Genomic DNA, 19680 nt, shown 5'->3' with positions numbered 1-19680 from the left:
GACAAAAAGGCATGCTCACTAAAGAAAAAACTTGCACCTCATCCAAAACCAGGGTATATCCTCCTTCACTTATGCGCCAGTAGCTCAGCTGGATAGAGTGCCGGACTACGAATCCGTAGGTCGGGAGTTCGAATCTTCCCTGGCGCGCCAGTAATCCCAAGGGGTTAAGTCATTTTGGCTTAACCCCTTGTTTTGTTACAGGCAATCTGTTGTATTCTTGTCCAGCCTTTGCATCCAAAAAAGAATGTTTCCACTCTAGTTTCATTCCACTCCCCTAAAAGCCAAGCTTGGTTAGAACACCTTTTCGAGAAAATTTGTGAAGGTACTGGTCTCACAAAAAAGGGAGATTGTCTGCATAAGTCCAAACCATGCGATCTGACTTCACATATCGTATGGTTAATTAAGTCTGAGATTTTCCCCGAGAGTCGCCGAGTCTAGTTTGCAGGACAAAAGCTCACCCCAGCCTCTGCATACCAGCAGTTAACCTTACCTCATAGAAGCTACAGATTAGTAGCTAACGCATCACTAGAGCGACCAGGTCCTTGAAATGGTACTACAAGCCGTCCCCAAAAGAATGGACAAAAAGATTTTGTTTGCTCTGCTGTTTTGGCATAGCCGACAGTAAATGGCTAGTATATCCAATGCCCAGCAGGTATACTCATGATACGTATGCCTGTATATATTGGCATGGTCTCTGGTCAGTTGATCTCAACTGTATACTTTACCTGACATCTTGCGTGATACTTTCATGACAGTGATAGATTTACCCAAAAAAGCGAGGCTGCTTGTTGTCGATGATGAGGCAGGTGCACGGGAATCCCTTGAAGCTATTCTTGAAGATGATTTTCTGGTGGTCTGTGTCGAAAACGGGCACGAGGCCTTAAATACCATACAAAAAGAGGAATTCGATCTTGTGCTGCTCGACATGTCGATGCCCAAAATGGGCGGAATTGAAACCCTTGAGCAGATTAAAATCTACGACAAGTCCATTGATGTGATCATTGTATCGGCCATCGATCGGGCCTTGGAAGCGACGGCAGCCATTCAAAAAGGTGCTTACGATTATATTACCAAACCTTTTGACCCGGAAACCATCCTGACCAGAGTTGACCGAGCCCTCCAGAAACGATATCTCGAGCAAGAGGTTTCCTTTCTCCGCTCCGAAATGGCGCAGCACTCTAAACATGCACAAATCATAAGTCAATCCAGGCAGATGGAGGATATTTTTTTCACCATTAATAAGGTGGCAAGCACTTCCAGCAGCGTGCTGGTTACCGGTGAAAGCGGAACAGGTAAAGAATTGATTGCCAGGGCAATCCATAGTGCCAGCGAGCGCGCTCAAAAATCCTTTGTGGCCTTGAACTGTGCCTCTATCCCCTCAGAGTTGATTGAGAGTGAATTGTTCGGTCATGAAAAAGGCGCATTTACCGGTGCTCACCACCGTACCCCGGGCAAGTTTGAATTTGCCAATGGCGGCACCTTGTTGCTGGATGAAATTTCTTCGCTGAAAAGTGAATTTCAGGCCCAGCTGTTGCGAGTGTTGCAGGAGCGGGAATTTACGCGTGTTGGTGGACACAAAGTAATAAAAGTGGATGTGCGCATCATTGCGGCCACCAATACCAGGCTGGAAGACATGGTCCGTGAAGGAAAATTTCGCGAAGATCTTTTTTTCCGGTTGAATGTGATTCCGATTAATGTACCTCCATTACGGCATCGCGAGGGAGATGTCCCTCTTTTGGCACATTACTTTCTGGGAAAATTTAACCGGAAATTGAATAAAAATATCAAAGCGATAACACCTGAGGCGATGGCGGTTTTGGAAACGTATCCCTGGCCGGGAAATATACGCGAGCTGGAAAATCTGATTGAGCGCATGGTGGTGCTGGGAACCAACAATACAAAGATAGATCAAGGAGATCTTCCCTCTGACGTCCTTTTTCACGAAAAGACCGTTCAAAATTTGCCAGGGCCTGAAGGCAGCAATATCGGACTACTTCAAGCCCGCAACTCTTTTGAGTTCAGCTATATAATGCAGGCTCTTCGAAAATGTAACTGGAACCAGACCGAAGCTGCGCGGTTGCTGAAAATACATAGAAATACCCTTATTCAGAAAATGAAGTCCTTAAATATCCGTAACCGCGACTGAAGAAAGGGGGCTTTTATGCAGCCTGACAATATTTACAACAGTCCTGGACTGGATGGTGTCAGGACAGAAATTTTTTCATCTATAGGCAACTGGATGGTGAATTTGGTGCCTTGCCCCTTTTTGCTTTCCACATCAATCCGGCCCCCATGTTCGGTAATCACTTTATGTGTTATTGGCAGTCCCAAGCCGGTACCGCTGTCTTTGGTGGTGAAAAATGGATTGAAAATCTGCTGCAGTTCCTTCGGGGATATGCCTTGGCCGGTATCCTGGAAAATGATAATGATCCTGCCGTTTGTTTGTGTAATCGGCTGTTTTCCATCATCAGCAAATTCTTCGTAAAAGATTCTGGTTGTCAATCGACCACCGTCGGGCATGGCCTGGATGGCATTCCGAATCAAATTGTTAAATGCTTTAATCAGTTGATTGGAATCGGCCTGTATCAGCGGCAGGTTATCTTGTAGATCCTGATGGTATTCAACATTAGACCGTTGTAAATCTTCTTCTACTGCATCAACAGATTGTCTCAACAATCCGTTGATATCGGTTGTGGCGAATTCATACCTGGGAATTCGGGATAATTCCAGAAGCTCCTCTACCAGTACATTAATTCGCTCTGTTTCCCTAGGGACCGTACGGTTGAATTTTTCAAGAAAGCCGGGCTTATCAATCTTGCGGGGAAGCAATTGGACAAATGTCTTGATGGCCGAGAGTGGATTTCTGATTTCATGGGCCATACCGGCAGCTAATGTACCCAAACCGGCCAATCGCTCTGACTGACGAATACGCGCTTCCAATTTCTTAAGCTCGGTGATGTCATGAAGATTCAGTATGATCTCGAGACGGTTTCCTTTGGCACCATGGAGTATGCTGGAACCGAGGAGGATTGTCTGGACTTCTGCGTCCTTTCTGATTTCAATCTCCCGGTGAGAAACCGGGGCCGGCTGATGAATGATTTCCTGCACCAGCAAAACCAGCTGGGAGGACTCGCCAAGGATGGCGGCAATATTTTTTCCCTCTATTCCATTAATGGGAGAAAGCCCCAAGAGAGTTCTTGCCGCAGGATTAATGGTTACAACGGTCCCCTTCATATCCACAGACATGAGCCCATCGGCCATGGTGATCATCAGTTTTTCGGTGTAGTCCTGGAGTCGTTGGATCTCTTTAAGCTGTTCCTCCTGTCTTTCCTGATGGGCCACAATTTCTTTGGTCATTACGGCAAAATTAGCTGCCAACACTTCAACTTCATCACCGGTTTTTATTCCTATCGTATGGGTGAAGTTTCCCTTGGCCATATCCATAGTAGCCCACACCAGTTCTCCCAGAGACCGGGTGACTCGCTGGGCCCCCAAAAAAGAAATTACGGTTCCGGTGATTAATGCGACGATGCCTATTCCTAAAATGATCCAGATCGTCTGCTGTATTTGCCGATACATAGACGTCAGGGACAACCCGACCCGAATCGTTCCCCAACGGCTCATCGAATCCGGCAAAAAAACCGGTAGGGCCACATCCAGCCCTGGCTGTGAACCGGATTCCGTATCAAACCTTTGCACCAGTGGAGAGGTGGCTGAGACTGCGCCATGGCTGATTTTATCGGTTAATTTTTTCCCCTGAAGATCCGGCCGGTTACTAAAACCAGCTACCCGATTCTCTTTGTCATGCACAACAACATAGAGAATGTTAGGGTCTTGAGCTGCTTGGTTGGCGAACTGTTCAAGAGTTATATAATCGTAGGTGAGCAGTGCCTTGGTTGAGGTGGCAACAAGACTTTGTGCAATAGCTTTTCCTCGCTGCTCAAGCTGTTGGCGAATGCTGTTATTCTGAAACCATGCCAGTGTGAGAATGAGAACGCCAAGCAGCAAGATAAGCATGCAGGCATTTGCCAAGACAACTCGATACCTGAGGGGAATGAAGCGGGGTTTGCGGAACAGTCGTAGCTGAAGTGGCCAATTTTGCATAACAATAGAACAGCCCCGCCATAAAGCTACTGAGTTTGCATACCCTTCTGTATCCAGACACGATGCAGAGGCATGTAATGAGCTCCTAATGCACTTGGTTGAGCACCTTGCACATAAGATTTATAGACCCGATCAACACTTGGATAAATTAAAGGAATGACAGGCATAGATTCCATTATCAGCGCTTCGATTTCACGGTACATTTCTGCGCGTTCAGCGGGATCGCTTTTTCCCCGGGCAGATAAAATCAAGCTATTTACCTTTTCATCCTTGAATCCCATAAAGTTGACTGTAGAGCTGGTTGCGAACAACGGATAGAAAAAGCTGTCCGGATCCGGCATATCTGCAAACCAGGCATAGCGATAAATCTGTACCTGATCTGAATTGATATACACCTCGAACTCTGACCAGTCAGTAATGTATTGTATTGCTAAATCGACCCCCAACTCAGCCCACGCTTGACGAACAAAACTCAATTCAGCCTGTGCAAAGGCAGATTTCGAACCGGAAACAATCTCAAGGGAAAGAACACCACCTTTTCCCCCTCCCGACGAGCTGTTACTCTCCTTTGGCCCTGTTACATTAGCTGCTGGCGGTTGCGGTTTTTCCTCCTGGCTCACACCTGGCATGCCGGGTGGCAGAATTCTGTCTGCCGGTTCAAACTGACCACTGTAAACCTCACGCAGTAGTTTCTCACGATCAATGGCTGCGGAAAGTTTCCTGCGAAATTCGGGATTGTTCAAATTGGGATGATCTACCTTCAAACCGTAAAACATTAGACTCAGGGCTGGACGGTGGAACCACTGAAGACCTTTTTGCGCAGACAACGCCTCTCGAATATTGCCTAAAACAAGCATCTCATCGAGTTCTCCGTTTCGAAAATCAGTTAATACCTGATTAATCTCTCCCCCCGGATAAATCCTGTATTCCGCCTGATCCAGCAGGGCTTCCCCGGCAAAATAGTCTGCAAAATGCTCTAACTGAATACGCTTATTCTGCTCCCATGAGACAAATCGAAAGGGCCCACTACCCACCGGTTTTCGACCAAACTCCTCTCCTAATCGGAGCACCTCTGCTTTGGGCACAATCTTGGCCTGGTACATCCCTAATGCGGTAAGAAATGGAGCATGAGGTTCTTCCAATCGTATTAACACGACGTGCTCATCGATTGCCTGTAATCCAGCTACCACATCAGTATCATGGTCGCGATATGCTTGCGCCCCGTCTATTTTGAGCAGCTGGGGCAGGATAGCAGGGGTCGGGGAAACCCGCAAGAGACGGCTGAGGGAAAAGACCACATCTCTAGCTGTCACCATAGTACCATTATGGAAACGGGCATTTTTTTGAAGAGTAAATCTATAGCTCTTACCGTTTTCTTGGACCTGCCAGGTTTCAGCCAGGGCTGGCAGTACAAGAAGATAGGGGTCGAAGCGAACCAGGCCGTCAAAAAGTTGCTGAACTACCGCTGCACCATATTGATCCTGTACATAAGCAGGGTCAAGTGTTGCGGGGTTATTTAATAAAGGGGCATGGTAGATGCCGCCCTTTGTTGCCTGCTTTAGGCCTTGATTAGTCTTCTTGATCGTTTCGGCTTTTTCAGGCGACTGCTCACACGAACTGGTAAGGCACATAAAAGAGACGCCGACGCAGATGAATATCAGCCTAAGTAATCGGTACGAACCCATTCAAATTCCTCCCTTTATCATAAATAATGACCTAGAGTATCACATAAGAAATGCTATTGTAACAGCTTTATGTGATTGATGGTAAAAAGCAGTCTCCTGGATTCAAGCTACTCAAAAAAAAAACACAAATCATAGGATTCGTGTTTTTTATCCATCTGGCATATTATATTTTGACAACTATAGAGGTCTACCCTAAAAGAAGCAACCAGAGGGGCAGCCACTCCGTGCTCCCATGCCCTGGCATGCTTTTCCGGCGCATATGAGGGTGATGTACTTACACCAAAATGTGTGACACAATCCCCAAAAGGGATCGGATTTACAGCGTTTACAGCAACTCTACAGGATAGAGAAGCAGTGTTGTGAAGAGCCCCTCATGCAAAGTGGCCTGAAAGTTACTACCATTTATCTCACCTCATCACCTACTCCAAGAAGAGAATACTATTACTGAACCATCGCACGTTCCTTGGCATTCCTGAAAGTGCGAGGTTTGCCTGGCAGTTTGCACCAAAGGGCCCATATGGCGAAGACAAACCTTATTCTATGGTTACCCCAAGAAGGAATCACGATGATTCAACAATTATAAAGAGAAACTTCTATCTCCACTTAGAATCCAGCTCCACCTGCTGCTAAAACTGGTAATACATAACCGCTAACCACGACGCTGACGATAAAAAGCTGGATCATTACCTTTTTCATTCTCACTTCCTCCTGTTATGTTTTTGCCAATATTATCAATTATTCCCACTCGAACTGACAATTGGGATTTAACGCGTTTGCATTTAAATTTAGCAATGCCTGTGCCAATTGAGGCCGCCCTTCTCAAATAGGTTAACATGCTGAAAAAAGGTGATTAATCAGCATGGAGAAAAATTTAAAAAATTTGGGCTAATAGCACATAGTAGTGTGAGGCAAGGCATAGCCATTTGCATAACACATTGAAATAAAGACAAAACACCCACTGCACATGATAATGTTCTATGCACATTATTATGTGCAGTGAATGCACACTAATTTATCAGGCGCTTGCGGGGGTAAAGCTGAATTTAAGGGAATGTGTGAGTGCAATGAACAGCAAAAAAGGTGTTCGAAAAATAGAATAAGGCCCTAAGTCTATTCAGTTAAAAAATCCGACCTATTTGCTTGCCATGCTGACGACTTCGCTGGCATAAGAATTGCTAGTCTCAATATAGCGCAAAACACTATCTATGCTGATGAAGGACAGAGTTATACCTTTGCCCCTCAAAGCAATCACAGCTATGAGATGGAGTACGAAATGGAAGCAATAAAAAAAGATTCGATTTTCATCGTAGACGATGACCAGGGGATTTTGGATTCGTTTGATGCCATGCTGGGCGATAACTATCCTCTGTATATGGTGAACAACGGAGTTGATGCATTACAGTATCTGGATCGGTATCAGCCTTACCTCATGTTCCTGGATTTAAAAATGCCTCGAATGAACGGATTGGAACTATTAAAAAATATAGCTGAGAGGAATTTATCCACCATCATCGTAGTCGTAACGGCATTACCACAAGAAGAATACAAAGAACTGGCTCACCAGTACGGTGTTTACAAATACTTACAAAAGCCTCTTGATGTAAACGAAGTTGAAGATATCGCGGCTGTTGTGCTGCACTAAGTCCAGGTAAGAGAATCGGATAACCATGCAAAATAATATACTGTTCATTGACGATGATTCCGCAGTGCTCGATGCTCTGGAGTGGAGCTTCGCCGATGAACCCTATGGATGTTTGACCTGTAAATCAGCAGGGGAAGCATTGAGCCTCCTCAATGAAATGGATTTTGCCGTAGTGGTCTCAGATCAGCGCATGCCTGAAATGAGTGGCATTGATTTTCTCGAGAAAATTAAACGGCAGAGGCCGGAGACTATCCGAATACTCATGACTGCTTACCAGGAAATGAATATTATCCTGAATGCTGTCAACAAGGGAAATGTGCACAACATTATCTTTAAACCATGGGATGATGCGGAGCTGAAACGGATTATTCAAACAGCGGTTGACGATTATACCCTGAGAAATGGCGGTGGTGTGTGCAGGCAGGTCGTGAGTGAAGCCGATCAGCTGATTGAATTAAATCAAAACCTGGAGAAAAAAAACCAGTACCTGATGGAAAGGTTACAGCAAGCCCAGAAGATGGAAGCACTGGGTAATCTGGCCAGTGGCATTGCTCATGATTTCAATAATATTCTCTTCACTATCAATGGTATTCTGAAGTTGGCAATGTTTGACAAATCGCTTCAAACAGAGATGCATGCCCATCTTGGCCTGGCATTAGAGGCTTCCGATCGGGCAACCGATCTTGTATCGCAGATTCTCTCATTCAGCAGTGCCGGCAAAAGCAGTGACAAGCCTGTCAAATTAGGACCTTTAGTGCAGAAGGTATTGAAATTTATCAAAGTAGCCCTGCCGCCCAGCATCGAGCTTTACCAGGATATTTCCGTTGACAGTGAAAAGACTACCTTGGAAGCCACAAAGGTATACCAGATACTGATTAATTTATGCTCGAATGCGTTTGACGCCATCAAGGGCAAAAAAGGCATCGTTCAAGTTAGTTTAACCCGAACGCTAATTGACCAGCCGGGACAGGCCGAGCAGGTGAAATTGCTCCCTGGAGATTATTTCTGCCTAACGGTGAGTGATAACGGCAATGGCATTGACCAGGCAAACATGCAACAGATTTTTGATCCCTACTTTACAACCAAACGAAAAAATGGAGGAACCGGGCTGGGACTGGCTTTGACCAACCAGATTGTTCAGGACCATGGAGGACACATCATTGTTACCAGCGAGGTTTCAAAAGGCTCAAGCTTTGCTGTATTCCTGCCTCTAATCGAACAAAACCAAGACTAAAAAGCAGTTTGGAGGGTAAAGAGTCATCCCGGCCACGTTGTCAAACCACGCCTACCGTCCATATCAGCCATCTCTTCGGGCTCCGTGGCACCTCTTTCCTTGCACTCTAGATCAGGGGTGCCCTTGGCCTGAATGTCCTTGCGGGCCTGAGCCGGCTCTCGTCACTTCGCAGAAACTTTGTTTCTTATCCTATCTTGTATCATGACCCTTCCCGGCATCTGGACGGAAAAGGGCTCGGGTCCGTTGTTCCCGGCTTTATTCCCACTCTGCTCGGCGATGTAATCCAGTATGTTCCATCAACCGGTGAGCTGCTCAAGGCAGCTATGCCGATTATTGATCGTACACAGTCCTACCCCGCCCCACATTGTCAATAGATACGGGGTCAGATTCATGAAAAATAGATGCTCGCAGCAACAACTGTGACTCATCCTCTTTTCAAAGAGGTGGTATTACCTATGTTTTTAACGCATAATATCACGCAGCTCTCACCATTAAAAAAGGAGTCAGCTATGTTCAAGGTATGGAGAGGACTAGCGTCAACGGCCATTGGCTTGTGTCTGGTTAGCGTGACGTCTGCATATGGTGCAAGTGGCTGCTCGACCCAGGAATGCCATCAAGGCATTGTCGATATTAAACCAGCCGACCATAAAATGATGCGCACCCTTAAAATGACCGGTTCCCAGCATGGTGACCCGGATGGCTGCGTCATGTGTCATGGTGGAAATCCCAAAGCCACCAAAAAGGAAGAGGCCCATAAAGGTGTACCGCCGACATTGCGTATTGCTCCAGGCCCGAAAGATTACTACCCGGATCCCGGTTCCATATGGATTGCGGAAAAATCCTGTGGTGCCTGCCATCCAGGATATGTTTATCGCTCTACACTGGGTCTGATGAATACCGAAGCAGGGAAAATACAAGGCAACCTGGCAACTTGGGGCTTTAAAGAAGTTCAGGACTATAGTGTTCCCTGGGGCAACTACGATGTCCACGATATAGACAGTCTTACCCCCCTGTCCGGTACTCCTGCCTACAAGCAGTACATGAAACACCAGAGAACAATCTATCCCCGGCAGTATCCTCAAAACCTTGAACAGATGCCCAAAGTGACCATGGATGAGGTCAATGCTGATCCCAAGATGGCCGCTATCACTTACCAACGTCAGAGTTGCCAACGTTGTCACATAGGTGTCCGCGGTCGGGAGAAGCGTGGCGACTTCAGGGGTATGGGCTGTTCAGCCTGCCATGTCCTTTACGGAACCGATGGGTACTATATGGGCGACGATAAAACCATCTCCAAGGACAAACCCGGTCACATGCTCAAGCATAAGATAGTGGCAACCAGAAAAACCGGCGGTATTCCGGTGGAAGCTTGTTCTTCCTGCCATAACCGCGGGAAGCGAATCGGTGTATCCTTCCAGGGCTTGATGGAGTCCCCCTATGGCTCCCCCTACAATGAGCAAGGAAACAAACAACCAAAACTGCACACCAAGCGCTACCTCTTTATCGCTGACGATCTTCATCACCAGCAGGCAAGCCGTAAAGGCAACCCTCAAGGTGGTATGCTCTGTCAGGACTGCCATACTTCCATTGATATGCATGGTGACGGGAATATCCACGGCACGACTCTTGCCCAGGTGGAGATCGAATGTTCCGATTGCCATGGCCTGACCGACAAGTATCCATGGGAACTGCCGGTGGGTTATGGGGATGAGTTTGGTAAGGACCTAAGTAAAAATCCGCGTGGTGTGGCTAAAGAACGCTTAGTACCCGGCAAACAGTTCGGCTACCCCTACGAGGCTGAAGATGGTTTTGTCCTCACTTCCCGCGGCAATCCCTTTGGTAACGTCATCAAGCGTGGCAACAAGGTTATTGTCCATTCAGCCACGGGCAATGACTTTGAAGTTCCAGTACTGAAGGTACTCAAGGATGAGAAAAAGTGGAAAGACCCATCTGCAGAAGTGGCCATGTACGCTGTTTACAAGCATATGACCAACCTGGAATGCTACTCTTGCCATGCCTCCTGGGCGCCGCAGTGTTATGGCTGCCATGTACAGGTCAACTACAAACCCAAAGATGGAACGCCTGTCACTGGTATTGATTGGGTAGCCTCTGGAAACGACCGAAAACCAAACGGGCAGACCGCAGAATCAATCCTTGGATCTGGCGGCATCACGTCTCCGGGAAAAATAGTAGAGACCGGCTCCTACCTGCGTTGGGAAGATCCGGTCCTCGGCATCAGCGGCGAAGGCCGTGTCTCCCCACTTATGCCCGGTTGTCAGGTGACCTACACTATTATAAACGATAAGGGTGAAACCCTGCTCAACAATGAAATCGCCCAGAGCCCGACAGAGGCCCGGCAGCTTGGCCAGAAGCATGTACCACTTGCCATTGATATGGCTCCGGTACAGCCCCATACGGCTCAGCGTCAAGCCAGGACCTGCGAATCCTGCCATACCAATCCTAAAGTTGCCGGACTTGGTTTAGGCAATGGTACCTTTGGACTCCGTCAGGACGAAAGCGTGGTAATGGATCTTATGGACGCTACTACCCGAGAGATCATACCAGCCAAGCACAGCGTACAGATTCCGGCCATTCCCAAGCTGAACTTTGACTGGTCACAGATTGTCACCCGCGAGGGTGTCCAGTTGGCCACGGTAGGTACACACTGGCCCAAGTCCCGGGCATTCAACAAGCAAGAGCTTGATAACTTCCTCAGGGCCGGCACCTGTATGGGCTGCCACCAGAATATGAGTGAAGCGGAACTGTGGGAAAAGGTATCCACCGAAGGCACCATCGATTCAAAAGAGCATCTGGAAGCGATGAACAAGATGATCAAGTTCATGGCGGAACAGAATCTGAAACCGGCTGAGCTGAAATAATAACCCGAACCTTTTCGCCAACAAAGTTTCCCGGTAGCCCGGCTGTTGGGAGTTTTTTTGTTGTATTGACAGCAGAGGTCTATCTGCAACGCGGCCTGCGGGGAGGTTGTACACATGGAGCAACAATTTTTTTGGAAAGTTAGGTTGCGTTACTTTTCCAGCTTTGGTAATTCGACTCTGGTCGTATAAAATATGTATAATAATAACTTAGTGTTAAAAATGAGCAATATCCCTGCAAAAGTACAAAGGTTTTTAGAAAATCACAGTCTCTCCGCCCTCGAATTTGAGCCGGGATCAACGCCAACAGCAGAAACAGCAGCTCAAAGAATAGGGGTCCCTGTTGGTCAGATAGCAAAATCTATTTTGTTCAAAGGAAAGGATAACAGCTACCGACTGGTGGTGGCTGCAGGAGATAAGAAAATTAACAGTGGCGCACTTAAACGTGCAACCGGGGCAAAACACCGGATGGCAAGTGCCGAGGAGACCCAAGAAGCGACAGGCTTTCTTCCTGGCGGGGTCTGTCCCTTCGGCTTGGAAGACAGCCCTGTAGCTATTTTACTCGACATATCCCTTGATGAATACGACACCATCTATCCAGCGGCGGGTACAGATTCCACCGGCATCCCCCTGAGTCCTGATTACCTCCAGCAGATTACCGGTGGCGTGAAAGTTCAGGTGACCTGATTGCAAAGCTACGGCCATAAAAAATCGACTTTGAAAAAATCGCCAAGAAGCTATGGCGAGCAAAAACGGGCAAACACTGCGCCTTGTATATCGAACTTTTGTACTTAGCCCGAATTTCTCATGAGTTTTTTGCTTTTCGACTTAAGTTTTTGATATTTACAGAAAATACGGTAGAGGTAAAAAACAGACTGTTTTTTCGTCGATAATCAAAAAACTCACCCTCCGGGTCAGCGGATTTTTCCGCAGACTCTTTGTTGCAGGCCATTTGCAGTAGCTTACTACAGCTGCGTGTCCTGCGCCTCGATCTGCGAAAAACTTCACTGATGAGAAATCCGGGTTAGCCATCTTTAGTGTGTGATGGACTTTTTACGAGTCCACCATCGTTATGTACTACTATCAAACGGCAGCCATATCCACTTATATGGTGAAGTGTTCTTTCCAAATTAACGGTTTCCCTTCTCCAGCAATCAATTTAGGCTTGTATTCCCAGCAGCTTTTATACATGTAATGATACCTAAATCCTGCACGTCGAAAGTTAGAAAAAATAAATTCCACTTTAAAAAACAACATATTGAGCAGACAATTGATTTGAAGTTCTATTCACTGTTTGAGTGAACCTATTTTTTCTCACCTTCAACGCCCTTCGGGATCGGCAATTTCACCAAATCTGCTACGTTACCGAAGGCTTGAAGTATTTTTATACGTCTGCGCCTCCGGTGCCTCACATCTTCGGCAGGTAGCGTAGACTCCGAAATTTCCAATTGCAGGATTTAGGTGATAAATCTATTGTGCCTTCCGCAGCAATGCAATATATTTGCATCATCATATTTGAATACCTGGACCCATTATCTACTTAGCTTACCTTTAAAAAAAGGTATAATTTGTAGTTACCATGAGTGCAATTAAGTTGCACATGCAATAGCTTGCAGAGTTAACTTAATTTTGAAGGAGAAGAAAATGTATCACTCTATTCGTTGTTCTTTACTTTGCTTAGTTATGACATGCGTGGTGCCGCTGACTTGCCTTGCATCCGGCAAACTCCCGGTATTTGTCAGCATTGTACCACAAAAATATTTTGTGCAACAAATTGGCAAGGATTTAGTTGATGTTCAGGTTATGGTTGAACCTGGAGCGAGTCCACATACGTATGAACCAAAGCCGCAGCAGATGGTAGCCATTTCCAAGGCAAAATTATATTTCGGCATAGGAGTTGAGTTTGAAAAGGCTCATTTGGACAAACTCGTTGCAACAAATCCCAAGCTCAAGGTAATCCACACAGATCATGGTATCGAAAAGCTGGCTATGGAAACCCACCACCATGACAGCCACACAGAGGCACAATACAAAGAAGAACATCATGACATCGATCATGATCACGAAAAGGATAAAAATCATGGGGAAAAAGAGCATCATGAAGAGCCACAACCCGCTGGGCAAGATCCACATATCTGGCTCTCTCCATCACTGGTAAAAATACAGGCTCATGCTATTTTGGCAGCATTGCAGGAGGCTGATCCGGCGCACAAGAGAGCTTATGCAGCCAACTTCCAGGAGTTTACAGCGCAGATTGATCAATTGGATACTGATCTGAAAAAAATGTTTGCTGGAAAGTCTGGGTTGCAGTTTCTTGTATTTCATCCGACCTGGGGATATTTTGCCCATGACTATGGGCTACAACAGGTTCCCGTCGAGATTGAAGGCAAGAGTCCTAAACCCGCCCAGTTGAAGGAATTGATCCAGCATGCAAGGGAAAGTGGGATAAATATAATCTTTGTGCAACCCCAGTTTTCAGTCAAAGATGCTCAAGTCGTTGCTCAAGAGATTGGCGGCCAAGTAGTTTTTGCCAATCCTTTAGCTGAAAACTGGATGGCCAATCTACGTCAGGTCGCAGCTAAATTCCAGGCCGCACTGAAATAAGATAAATGGGTTTTCCATGTCGATGATCGAAATAAATAATCTTGATTTTACCTATAACCGAGAAGCCATCCTGAAGGATGTGAATCTTGCCATTCCGGAGAAGGATTTTGTCGCTATTATTGGTCCCAACGGCGGGGGTAAGACCACCCTGCTAAAACTGATTTTAGGGTTACTGACACCGGATAAGGGGACGATTCTCATCAATGGGAAACCTCCCCAAGAAGCTTCGTCGTGCATAGGCTACGTACCGCAGGATATCCATTTGAACCAGAGCTTTCCTATCACTGCCATCGATGTGGTGCTGATGGGAAAGCTTGATCCCAAACAGCGCTTATCCCGAAGGTCAGCAGCTAATCGCCGTGATGCCTTGGCAGCTCTCGAACGTATGGACATGACAGCCTATGCTGACAAGAAAATCGGTACCCTTTCCGGAGGTCAACGCCAAAGGGTCTTCATTGCCAGGGCATTGGCGACGAAGCCCAAGCTGCTTTTATTAGACGAACCCACCTCCAGTATCGACACTAAGGGGCAGGCTGATTTTTATCAGCTTCTCCGGGAATTCAACCAGGATATTACAATTTTAGTGATCAGCCATGACCTGCTGGTGATATCCCGCTATGTAAAATCGGTGGCCTGCGTCAACAAAAAACTGCATTATCATGACCAGGCCGAAATTACCGGCGATATGCTGAAAACCATGTACCCCAGTACTGACGAGGAGGTGTGTCCTGTAGAATTAGTGGCCCACGGCCTCCCCCATCGAGTACTATCAGAACATGAGAACCAATCCCCATGATTGAAGCCTTGCAATTTGAATTCATACGCAATGCCCTGGCTGCGGGCCTGCTGGCCAGCGTAATTTGTGGCATTATAGGCACCCTGGTGGTGGTCAACCGAATTGTCTTTCTTTCCGGTGGCATCGCCCACGCTGCATATGGTGGTATTGGGCTTGCGTCATTTTTCAAATGGCCCTATCTGCCCAGTACAATTGGTTTTTCCCTGTTCGCAGCCATGCTCATGGCTTCTGTGAGCTACAAGATGAAGCACCGGGCCGACACCGTCATCGGCGTTATATGGGCTCTTGGAATGGCCTTCGGCATTATTCTCGTTGACTTGACACCCGGGTATAACGTGGATCTCATGAGTTATCTGTTCGGCAGTATACTTGCTGTTCCCAGGTCGGATCTGTTCTTCATGGCATTTATCGGTATTGCGATGATACTCCTCGTTACTTATTATTATCAGGATCTGCTGGCCATGTCCTATGATGAGGAATTCGCCAAAATCAGGGGGGTACCGGTTAAAAAGCTCTACTTTGTACTGATCGGCATGCTGGCTGTTACCGTTGTTCTGGTCATCCAGGTCGTTGGTCTCATTTTGGTCATTGCCCTGTTGACGATTCCACCTTTTATGGTTGAAAAATATGCAAAATCACTTTTTCAGATGATGGTGGCGTCCAGCTTACTTGGAGCAGCTTTTACGGTTACCGGACTCTGGCTCTCGTATCAGTACAACCTCACATCAGGCGCTTCGATTATACTGGTTGCAGGTGTTGTATTTTTGTTTTCCCTGATTGTAGATAAAATACGCTTTGCTTGCCACAGAACATAAAATGTGTCATGAGATATCTATAAACAAGGCTTATGTGTGACCAATGCAATTATGAAAACTTGTTGTCGAATGCTGACCTGGTAGCGACCGCTAATCGTATTCAGGTCCTGGAAATTGTCGGAAACAACACGTTTCCTCTTTCCGCCGGCGACATCTACGCTATCCTGGAGCGTACCAGTTCTATCAATCGTGTGACGGTCTACCGTATTCTTGATCTATTGGTTGAACATGGTGTCGTTGATCGTATAAGTACTGGCGGCAGAGCCTTTTATTACGGTATTGCTCCCAACGAACACCATAAACCGCACCCTCACTTTTACTGTAGAATCTGCGGGCAGATGGACTGCTTAAGCCCAGAAAGTGTAACCGTTGACATAGCCCCTTTATTAAAGACGTATCCTGGCCGGATTGAGAAGGTGGAAATTCGTATTGATGGAATATGTAAAAATTGTGCAAAAGTGGAAAAAAAGTAGGTGTAGGCAGTAAATAAAAATCAAACGAACAAAAAAACTTAACCAGGAGAATTCCATGGCTAACTGTTGCGACATGAAAGAAGGTGATGTGTTTGTGTGCGAAAAATGCGGTTTGGAACTCAGTGTCAAAAAGCCTTGTACATGCAGTGTAGACGCTCCAGATACCTGTTGCACAGTACCACTGCAGTGTTGTGGTCAGGAGATGACGAAAAAGTAAAGTAGAATATCTCCCGCATTAACAAGGCAAAGGTTGCTCCACTACCTTTGCCTTTTATTATTTACGCAAACGACAGTTCAGATAAGAAGGGGAAACTCCGAGGAAATATGGCGAAAAAAGATAGCCCGCCACCACTGATTGTCTGACCGGAGTTGACCGTACCTGTACACCTCTCAACATAGCAAATATTATTTCAGACGAAATGTATCACCCAAAATGATAGTTTGAAGTTACTCTCGCCTCCAACCACATGATAACTTGAGCATTTTTTTAACCCGCTCTAAAGTGCAGGTTACGTTGTTCCCAGAATAAATTTCAACAAACGCCCTTCTACCTCAAAAAAGAATTTGACATTTATTAAAAGTAGATCTACTGTCGCCTTCTAGAATGAACATTCGTTTTAAAAGAGATTAAACAATGACAGCACCCGTGAAAAAACGATCGCAGGATTTAGAAAGCTTAATTTTTGAAACAGCCCTCAAGCTTTTTACAGAAAAAGGCTACTTTAATACCTCGGTTCACGATATCCAGAAAGAAGCGAATGTCAGTATAGGCAGCATTTACCATTATTTTAAAAATAAGGAAGCCATAGCCAGGGCGATTTACAACAACTTAATCATCCATATGGAAATGGCGATGGTGGAGATAAGAAACACCCATCAAACCACCCAGGGCCGTGGACGTGCAGTTATCAACTATTTATTTGATCTTGCAGAAAATGCTCCCGATAAAATGCACTATCTCCTTTATGCCACGCACAAGGAGTTTATGCCTGAAGAAAAATCCATCTGCTCCTCCCCTCCTTTTGCAATAATACGGGAAATGATCAATGAAGGGGTAGAGAAAGGAGAAATTCGCAATATGGATCCTGTGGTTGCCAGTGCCTGCCTGATTGGGGGAGCGTTACGTATTATCCGTCTCGATTTGGATGCTTTTCTGGAACACCCGATATCTCACTATTTAGAGGAAATCTGGGAATGCTCCTGGGCCTCAATTAAAAAATAATATCGAGTAGTTTTTTTTTGGCCGCTCAATGAACGAACATTCATTCTAAATTATCACTACATACAAATTGTTTTCCCATTACTTTAAGTTATACGGTTCTATTTTTTTTTGTAACAACTAGAACGAACATTCATTTTAAAATATTTTAATCTACTCTTATATTGAGTCTATTTATTACTTATTCTACGACAGGAGAACGAGATGAAATCAACAGATGTAGCAATTATTGGCGGATCTGCGGCAGGTTTAATGGCGGCGGTTACTTTAAGAAAACGTAATCCTGAGAAAAAAGTCACTGTCATTCGTAATGTGGAAAAAACACCGGTTCCATGCGGTATTCCGTATATCTACGGAACATTGAAAAAAGTTGAAAAGAACATTATTCCGGATCAGAACTTCCTCAATATGGGTATAGATATCATGTACCTGGAAGTGGAGAGTATAGACAGAAAACACAATAGTATTGCATTTGCAGACGGTACCACTCTTGAATATGACAAGCTCATTCTTGGTAACGGATCAAAACCTTTTGTGCCGCCTATAAAAGGTATTGATCTGGACAACGTATTTGTCGTAGAGAAAGACCCATGTCGATTGCAGGCATTGTATGCTGCATTGCAGACAGCTAAAAATGTGGTTGTTGTCGGAGGAGGGTTTATCGGCGTTGAGATGGCTGAGCAAATCGCACTCATGGGTGGGCCGGATGGTACTGCAAACAGCAATCTCAATGTCAGCATCATTGAAATGCTCCCTCATTGTCTCATGATGGCCTGTGAAGAAGAGTTTTGTGTTCAAGCGGAGGGTCAACTTGAAAAACTCGGTATCCATGTCATGACCAATCGTGGTGTGCAGGAAATTAAAGGCCAAGGTGCCGTCAATGCGGTCCAACTGGCAGACGGTAGTGAACTGGATGCTGATTTGGTACTGGTCTGCATTGGTGCAACACCCAACATAGAACTGGCTGAAAAATGTGGTTTGGAGGCTGATCCACGTCAAGGTGTGTTTGTAAATGAATACATGCAAACCAAAGATCCGGATGTCTATGTTGCCGGTGACTGCGCATCAAAAACTTCCTTTATCACCGGCAAACCAAGCGGTATCCGCCTTGCCTCGGTCGCCTGTAGCGAGGGCATGATTGCAGCGAGCAATTTGTACAATGCGGTTCAGCGAAAAAACCTGGGTGCACTTGGCGCTTTTGCGACAAAGGTAGGGGACCATTCCATAGCTGCGGCAGGATTAACTTCAAAGGCCGCTCAGGATGAGGGTATTGAGGTTGTGATCGGTGAAGCCACAACTCCCAATCGACATCCTGCAAGCCTGCCTGACTGTATTACCGAAATGAAAGCAAAACTGCTGTTTCGAAAAGATAACGGTAGAATTATTGGTGGTCATGTTATTGGTGGAGAGGCTACGGCCGACATGGTTAACGCAATTTCCGTTGCTATCCAGACCGGTGCAACCGCAGAGGAACTGGCAACCATGCAATACGCCACCCATCCTCTTTTAACAGCCTCACCGCTCTTCTATCATATCATGCTTGCAGCAGAGAATGGTGCTATCCAGTTAACCAATGCTTCCATGGCTAAAAAGCTCAATAAAGAAGCGGCCTAGAACCCGAATTTCTCATGAACTTTTTGATTTTAAACTCAATTAATTGATATTATTGCCTAAAGAGTAATTGTACAATTAACAGTCTGTTTTCCGTTTTCAATCAAAAAGATCCCCCTCCGGGCCAATAGATTTTTCCGCAGGATCTGCGTTACAAACCACTTGCGGCAGTTCACTTCAGCAGCGTGGCTTGTGCTTTGCCCTACGAAAAACTTTATTGGTGAGAAATCCAGGCTAACACAAAAAGTTGCCGGCATACAGCTTCTCTTCCCTCCCTTTCAGGATAGAAGCTTTATGCTGTGCAACAACAATGTACCACTACATTGTACCCTAGTCTTTGTTCTCTATCGAATTTCCCCTGCTTTTCATCGTAGTCCATGACCGCTCAATTTTTGAGGGTACCGTGATTGATCTCTTCTTTTTCAGTTATTTGATGCTGGATCGTTGCTCAGGCTGTTTCACAACTTGGTATGGATTCATCTTGACTTGTTATGATTGCCGATCGTTTTCATTTACCTCTACGCTATTTGCTTCCACTCCCCCATGAAAAGGGTAAAAACAGCAAATAATCATGCAATCATATGCTCTTCTTTATTTCCCTTTTTTCTAAAATGATTAACT

The 19680-nt window shown here is 45.7% G+C and carries 14 protein-coding genes and 1 tRNA gene; 13 read left to right on the top strand and 2 right to left on the bottom strand.

Annotated elements, in window-relative coordinates:
- Positions 1–73: 73 nt before the first annotated feature.
- Both ACHZCY_RS11970 and ACHZCY_RS11965 read left to right on the top strand, forming a co-directional pair.
- Positions 74–150, top strand: a tRNA-Arg gene (locus tag ACHZCY_RS11970).
- A gap of 598 nt (positions 151–748) precedes the next feature.
- Positions 749–2146: a sigma-54-dependent transcriptional regulator gene (locus tag ACHZCY_RS11965; protein WP_205224170.1), complete on the top strand. Its 1398-nt coding sequence runs from the start codon at positions 749–751 to the stop codon at positions 2144–2146.
- Positions 2147–2178: 32 nt separating this feature from the next.
- Here the strand turns inward: ACHZCY_RS11965 and ACHZCY_RS11960 are convergent, their stop codons facing one another.
- Positions 2179–4017 carry an ATP-binding protein gene (locus ACHZCY_RS11960; RefSeq protein WP_394713398.1) on the bottom strand — a complete coding sequence of 613 codons (1839 nt, stop codon included), beginning with the start codon at positions 4015–4017 and terminating at the stop codon, positions 2179–2181.
- 113 nt (positions 4018–4130) lie between these two features.
- A complete protein-coding gene (locus ACHZCY_RS11955) occupies positions 4131–5789 on the bottom strand; it encodes an ABC transporter substrate-binding protein (protein WP_319549046.1) in 1659 nt (552 codons plus the stop codon).
- Between the two features lie 1273 nt (positions 5790–7062).
- On the opposite strand from ACHZCY_RS11955, the gene ACHZCY_RS11950 reads away from it, so the two are divergent.
- From ACHZCY_RS11950 to ACHZCY_RS11900, 11 genes are all read left to right on the top strand, one after another.
- Positions 7063–7431 (top strand): response regulator transcription factor, encoded by a 369-nt coding sequence (locus ACHZCY_RS11950; RefSeq protein WP_205224168.1) that lies wholly within the window; start codon positions 7063–7065, stop codon positions 7429–7431.
- A 25-nt stretch (positions 7432–7456) separates the two neighbouring features.
- The gene (locus tag ACHZCY_RS11945) at positions 7457–8665 is read left to right on the top strand and encodes an ATP-binding protein (RefSeq protein WP_319549045.1); all 1209 of its coding nucleotides are present in this window, start codon (positions 7457–7459) and stop codon (positions 8663–8665) included.
- Positions 8666–9174: 509 nt separating this feature from the next.
- Positions 9175–11544: a hypothetical protein gene (locus tag ACHZCY_RS11940; protein ID WP_319549044.1), complete on the top strand. Its 2370-nt coding sequence runs from the start codon at positions 9175–9177 to the stop codon at positions 11542–11544.
- Between the two features lie 219 nt (positions 11545–11763).
- Entirely contained in the window at positions 11764–12228 is a 465-nt protein-coding gene (locus ACHZCY_RS11935; RefSeq protein ID WP_319549043.1) for a YbaK/EbsC family protein, read from the top strand.
- A 957-nt stretch (positions 12229–13185) separates the two neighbouring features.
- On the top strand, positions 13186–14145 hold the full coding sequence (locus ACHZCY_RS11930; protein ID WP_319549042.1) for a metal ABC transporter solute-binding protein, Zn/Mn family: 960 nt from the start codon (positions 13186–13188) through the stop codon (positions 14143–14145).
- A gap of 16 nt (positions 14146–14161) precedes the next feature.
- The gene (locus ACHZCY_RS11925) at positions 14162–14941 is read left to right on the top strand and encodes a metal ABC transporter ATP-binding protein (RefSeq protein ID WP_319549041.1); all 780 of its coding nucleotides are present in this window, start codon (positions 14162–14164) and stop codon (positions 14939–14941) included.
- Positions 14938–15756, top strand: a complete 819-nt coding sequence (locus ACHZCY_RS11920; RefSeq protein WP_205224163.1) for a metal ABC transporter permease — start codon at positions 14938–14940, stop codon at positions 15754–15756. The genes ACHZCY_RS11925 and ACHZCY_RS11920 overlap by 4 nt, the downstream gene beginning before the upstream one ends.
- Before the next feature lie 62 nt (positions 15757–15818).
- Positions 15819–16229 (top strand): Fur family transcriptional regulator, encoded by a 411-nt coding sequence (locus ACHZCY_RS11915; RefSeq protein WP_319549040.1) that lies wholly within the window; start codon positions 15819–15821, stop codon positions 16227–16229.
- Between the two features lie 55 nt (positions 16230–16284).
- Positions 16285–16446, top strand: coding sequence for a hypothetical protein (locus ACHZCY_RS11910; protein WP_319549039.1), 162 nt, complete (start codon positions 16285–16287; stop codon positions 16444–16446).
- A 417-nt stretch (positions 16447–16863) separates the two neighbouring features.
- A complete protein-coding gene (locus tag ACHZCY_RS11905) occupies positions 16864–17451 on the top strand; it encodes a TetR/AcrR family transcriptional regulator (protein ID WP_205224158.1) in 588 nt (195 codons plus the stop codon).
- Positions 17452–17652: 201 nt separating this feature from the next.
- Positions 17653–19062: an FAD-dependent oxidoreductase gene (locus ACHZCY_RS11900; RefSeq protein ID WP_319549038.1), complete on the top strand. Its 1410-nt coding sequence runs from the start codon at positions 17653–17655 to the stop codon at positions 19060–19062.
- Positions 19063–19680 lie beyond the last annotated feature (618 nt).

The organism is Desulfogranum marinum (genome assembly GCF_963675105.2).
GTDB lineage: Bacteria > Desulfobacterota > Desulfobulbia > Desulfobulbales > Desulfobulbaceae > Desulfogranum > Desulfogranum marinum.
Note: the sequence above shows the minus strand (reverse complement) of the source record. Positions and strands in the feature narration are given on the sequence as shown.

Coding starts and splice junctions, on each gene's coding strand:
- ACHZCY_RS11945 (WP_319549045.1), top strand. CDS start 7,457: ATGCAAAATAATATACTGTTCATTGACGATGATTCCGCAGTGCTCGAT.
- ACHZCY_RS11935 (WP_319549043.1), top strand. CDS start 11,764: ATGAGCAATATCCCTGCAAAAGTACAAAGGTTTTTAGAAAATCACAGT.
- ACHZCY_RS11955 (WP_319549046.1), bottom strand. CDS start 5,789: ATGGGTTCGTACCGATTACTTAGGCTGATATTCATCTGCGTCGGCGTC.
- ACHZCY_RS11960 (WP_394713398.1), bottom strand. CDS start 4,017: ATGCTTATCTTGCTGCTTGGCGTTCTCATTCTCACACTGGCATGGTTT.
- ACHZCY_RS11910 (WP_319549039.1), top strand. CDS start 16,285: ATGGCTAACTGTTGCGACATGAAAGAAGGTGATGTGTTTGTGTGCGAA.
- ACHZCY_RS11920 (WP_205224163.1), top strand. CDS start 14,938: ATGATTGAAGCCTTGCAATTTGAATTCATACGCAATGCCCTGGCTGCG.
- ACHZCY_RS11900 (WP_319549038.1), top strand. CDS start 17,653: ATGAAATCAACAGATGTAGCAATTATTGGCGGATCTGCGGCAGGTTTA.
- ACHZCY_RS11930 (WP_319549042.1), top strand. CDS start 13,186: ATGTATCACTCTATTCGTTGTTCTTTACTTTGCTTAGTTATGACATGC.
- ACHZCY_RS11905 (WP_205224158.1), top strand. CDS start 16,864: ATGACAGCACCCGTGAAAAAACGATCGCAGGATTTAGAAAGCTTAATT.
- ACHZCY_RS11965 (WP_205224170.1), top strand. CDS start 749: ATGACAGTGATAGATTTACCCAAAAAAGCGAGGCTGCTTGTTGTCGAT.
- ACHZCY_RS11925 (WP_319549041.1), top strand. CDS start 14,162: ATGTCGATGATCGAAATAAATAATCTTGATTTTACCTATAACCGAGAA.
- ACHZCY_RS11940 (WP_319549044.1), top strand. CDS start 9,175: ATGTTCAAGGTATGGAGAGGACTAGCGTCAACGGCCATTGGCTTGTGT.
- ACHZCY_RS11950 (WP_205224168.1), top strand. CDS start 7,063: ATGGAAGCAATAAAAAAAGATTCGATTTTCATCGTAGACGATGACCAG.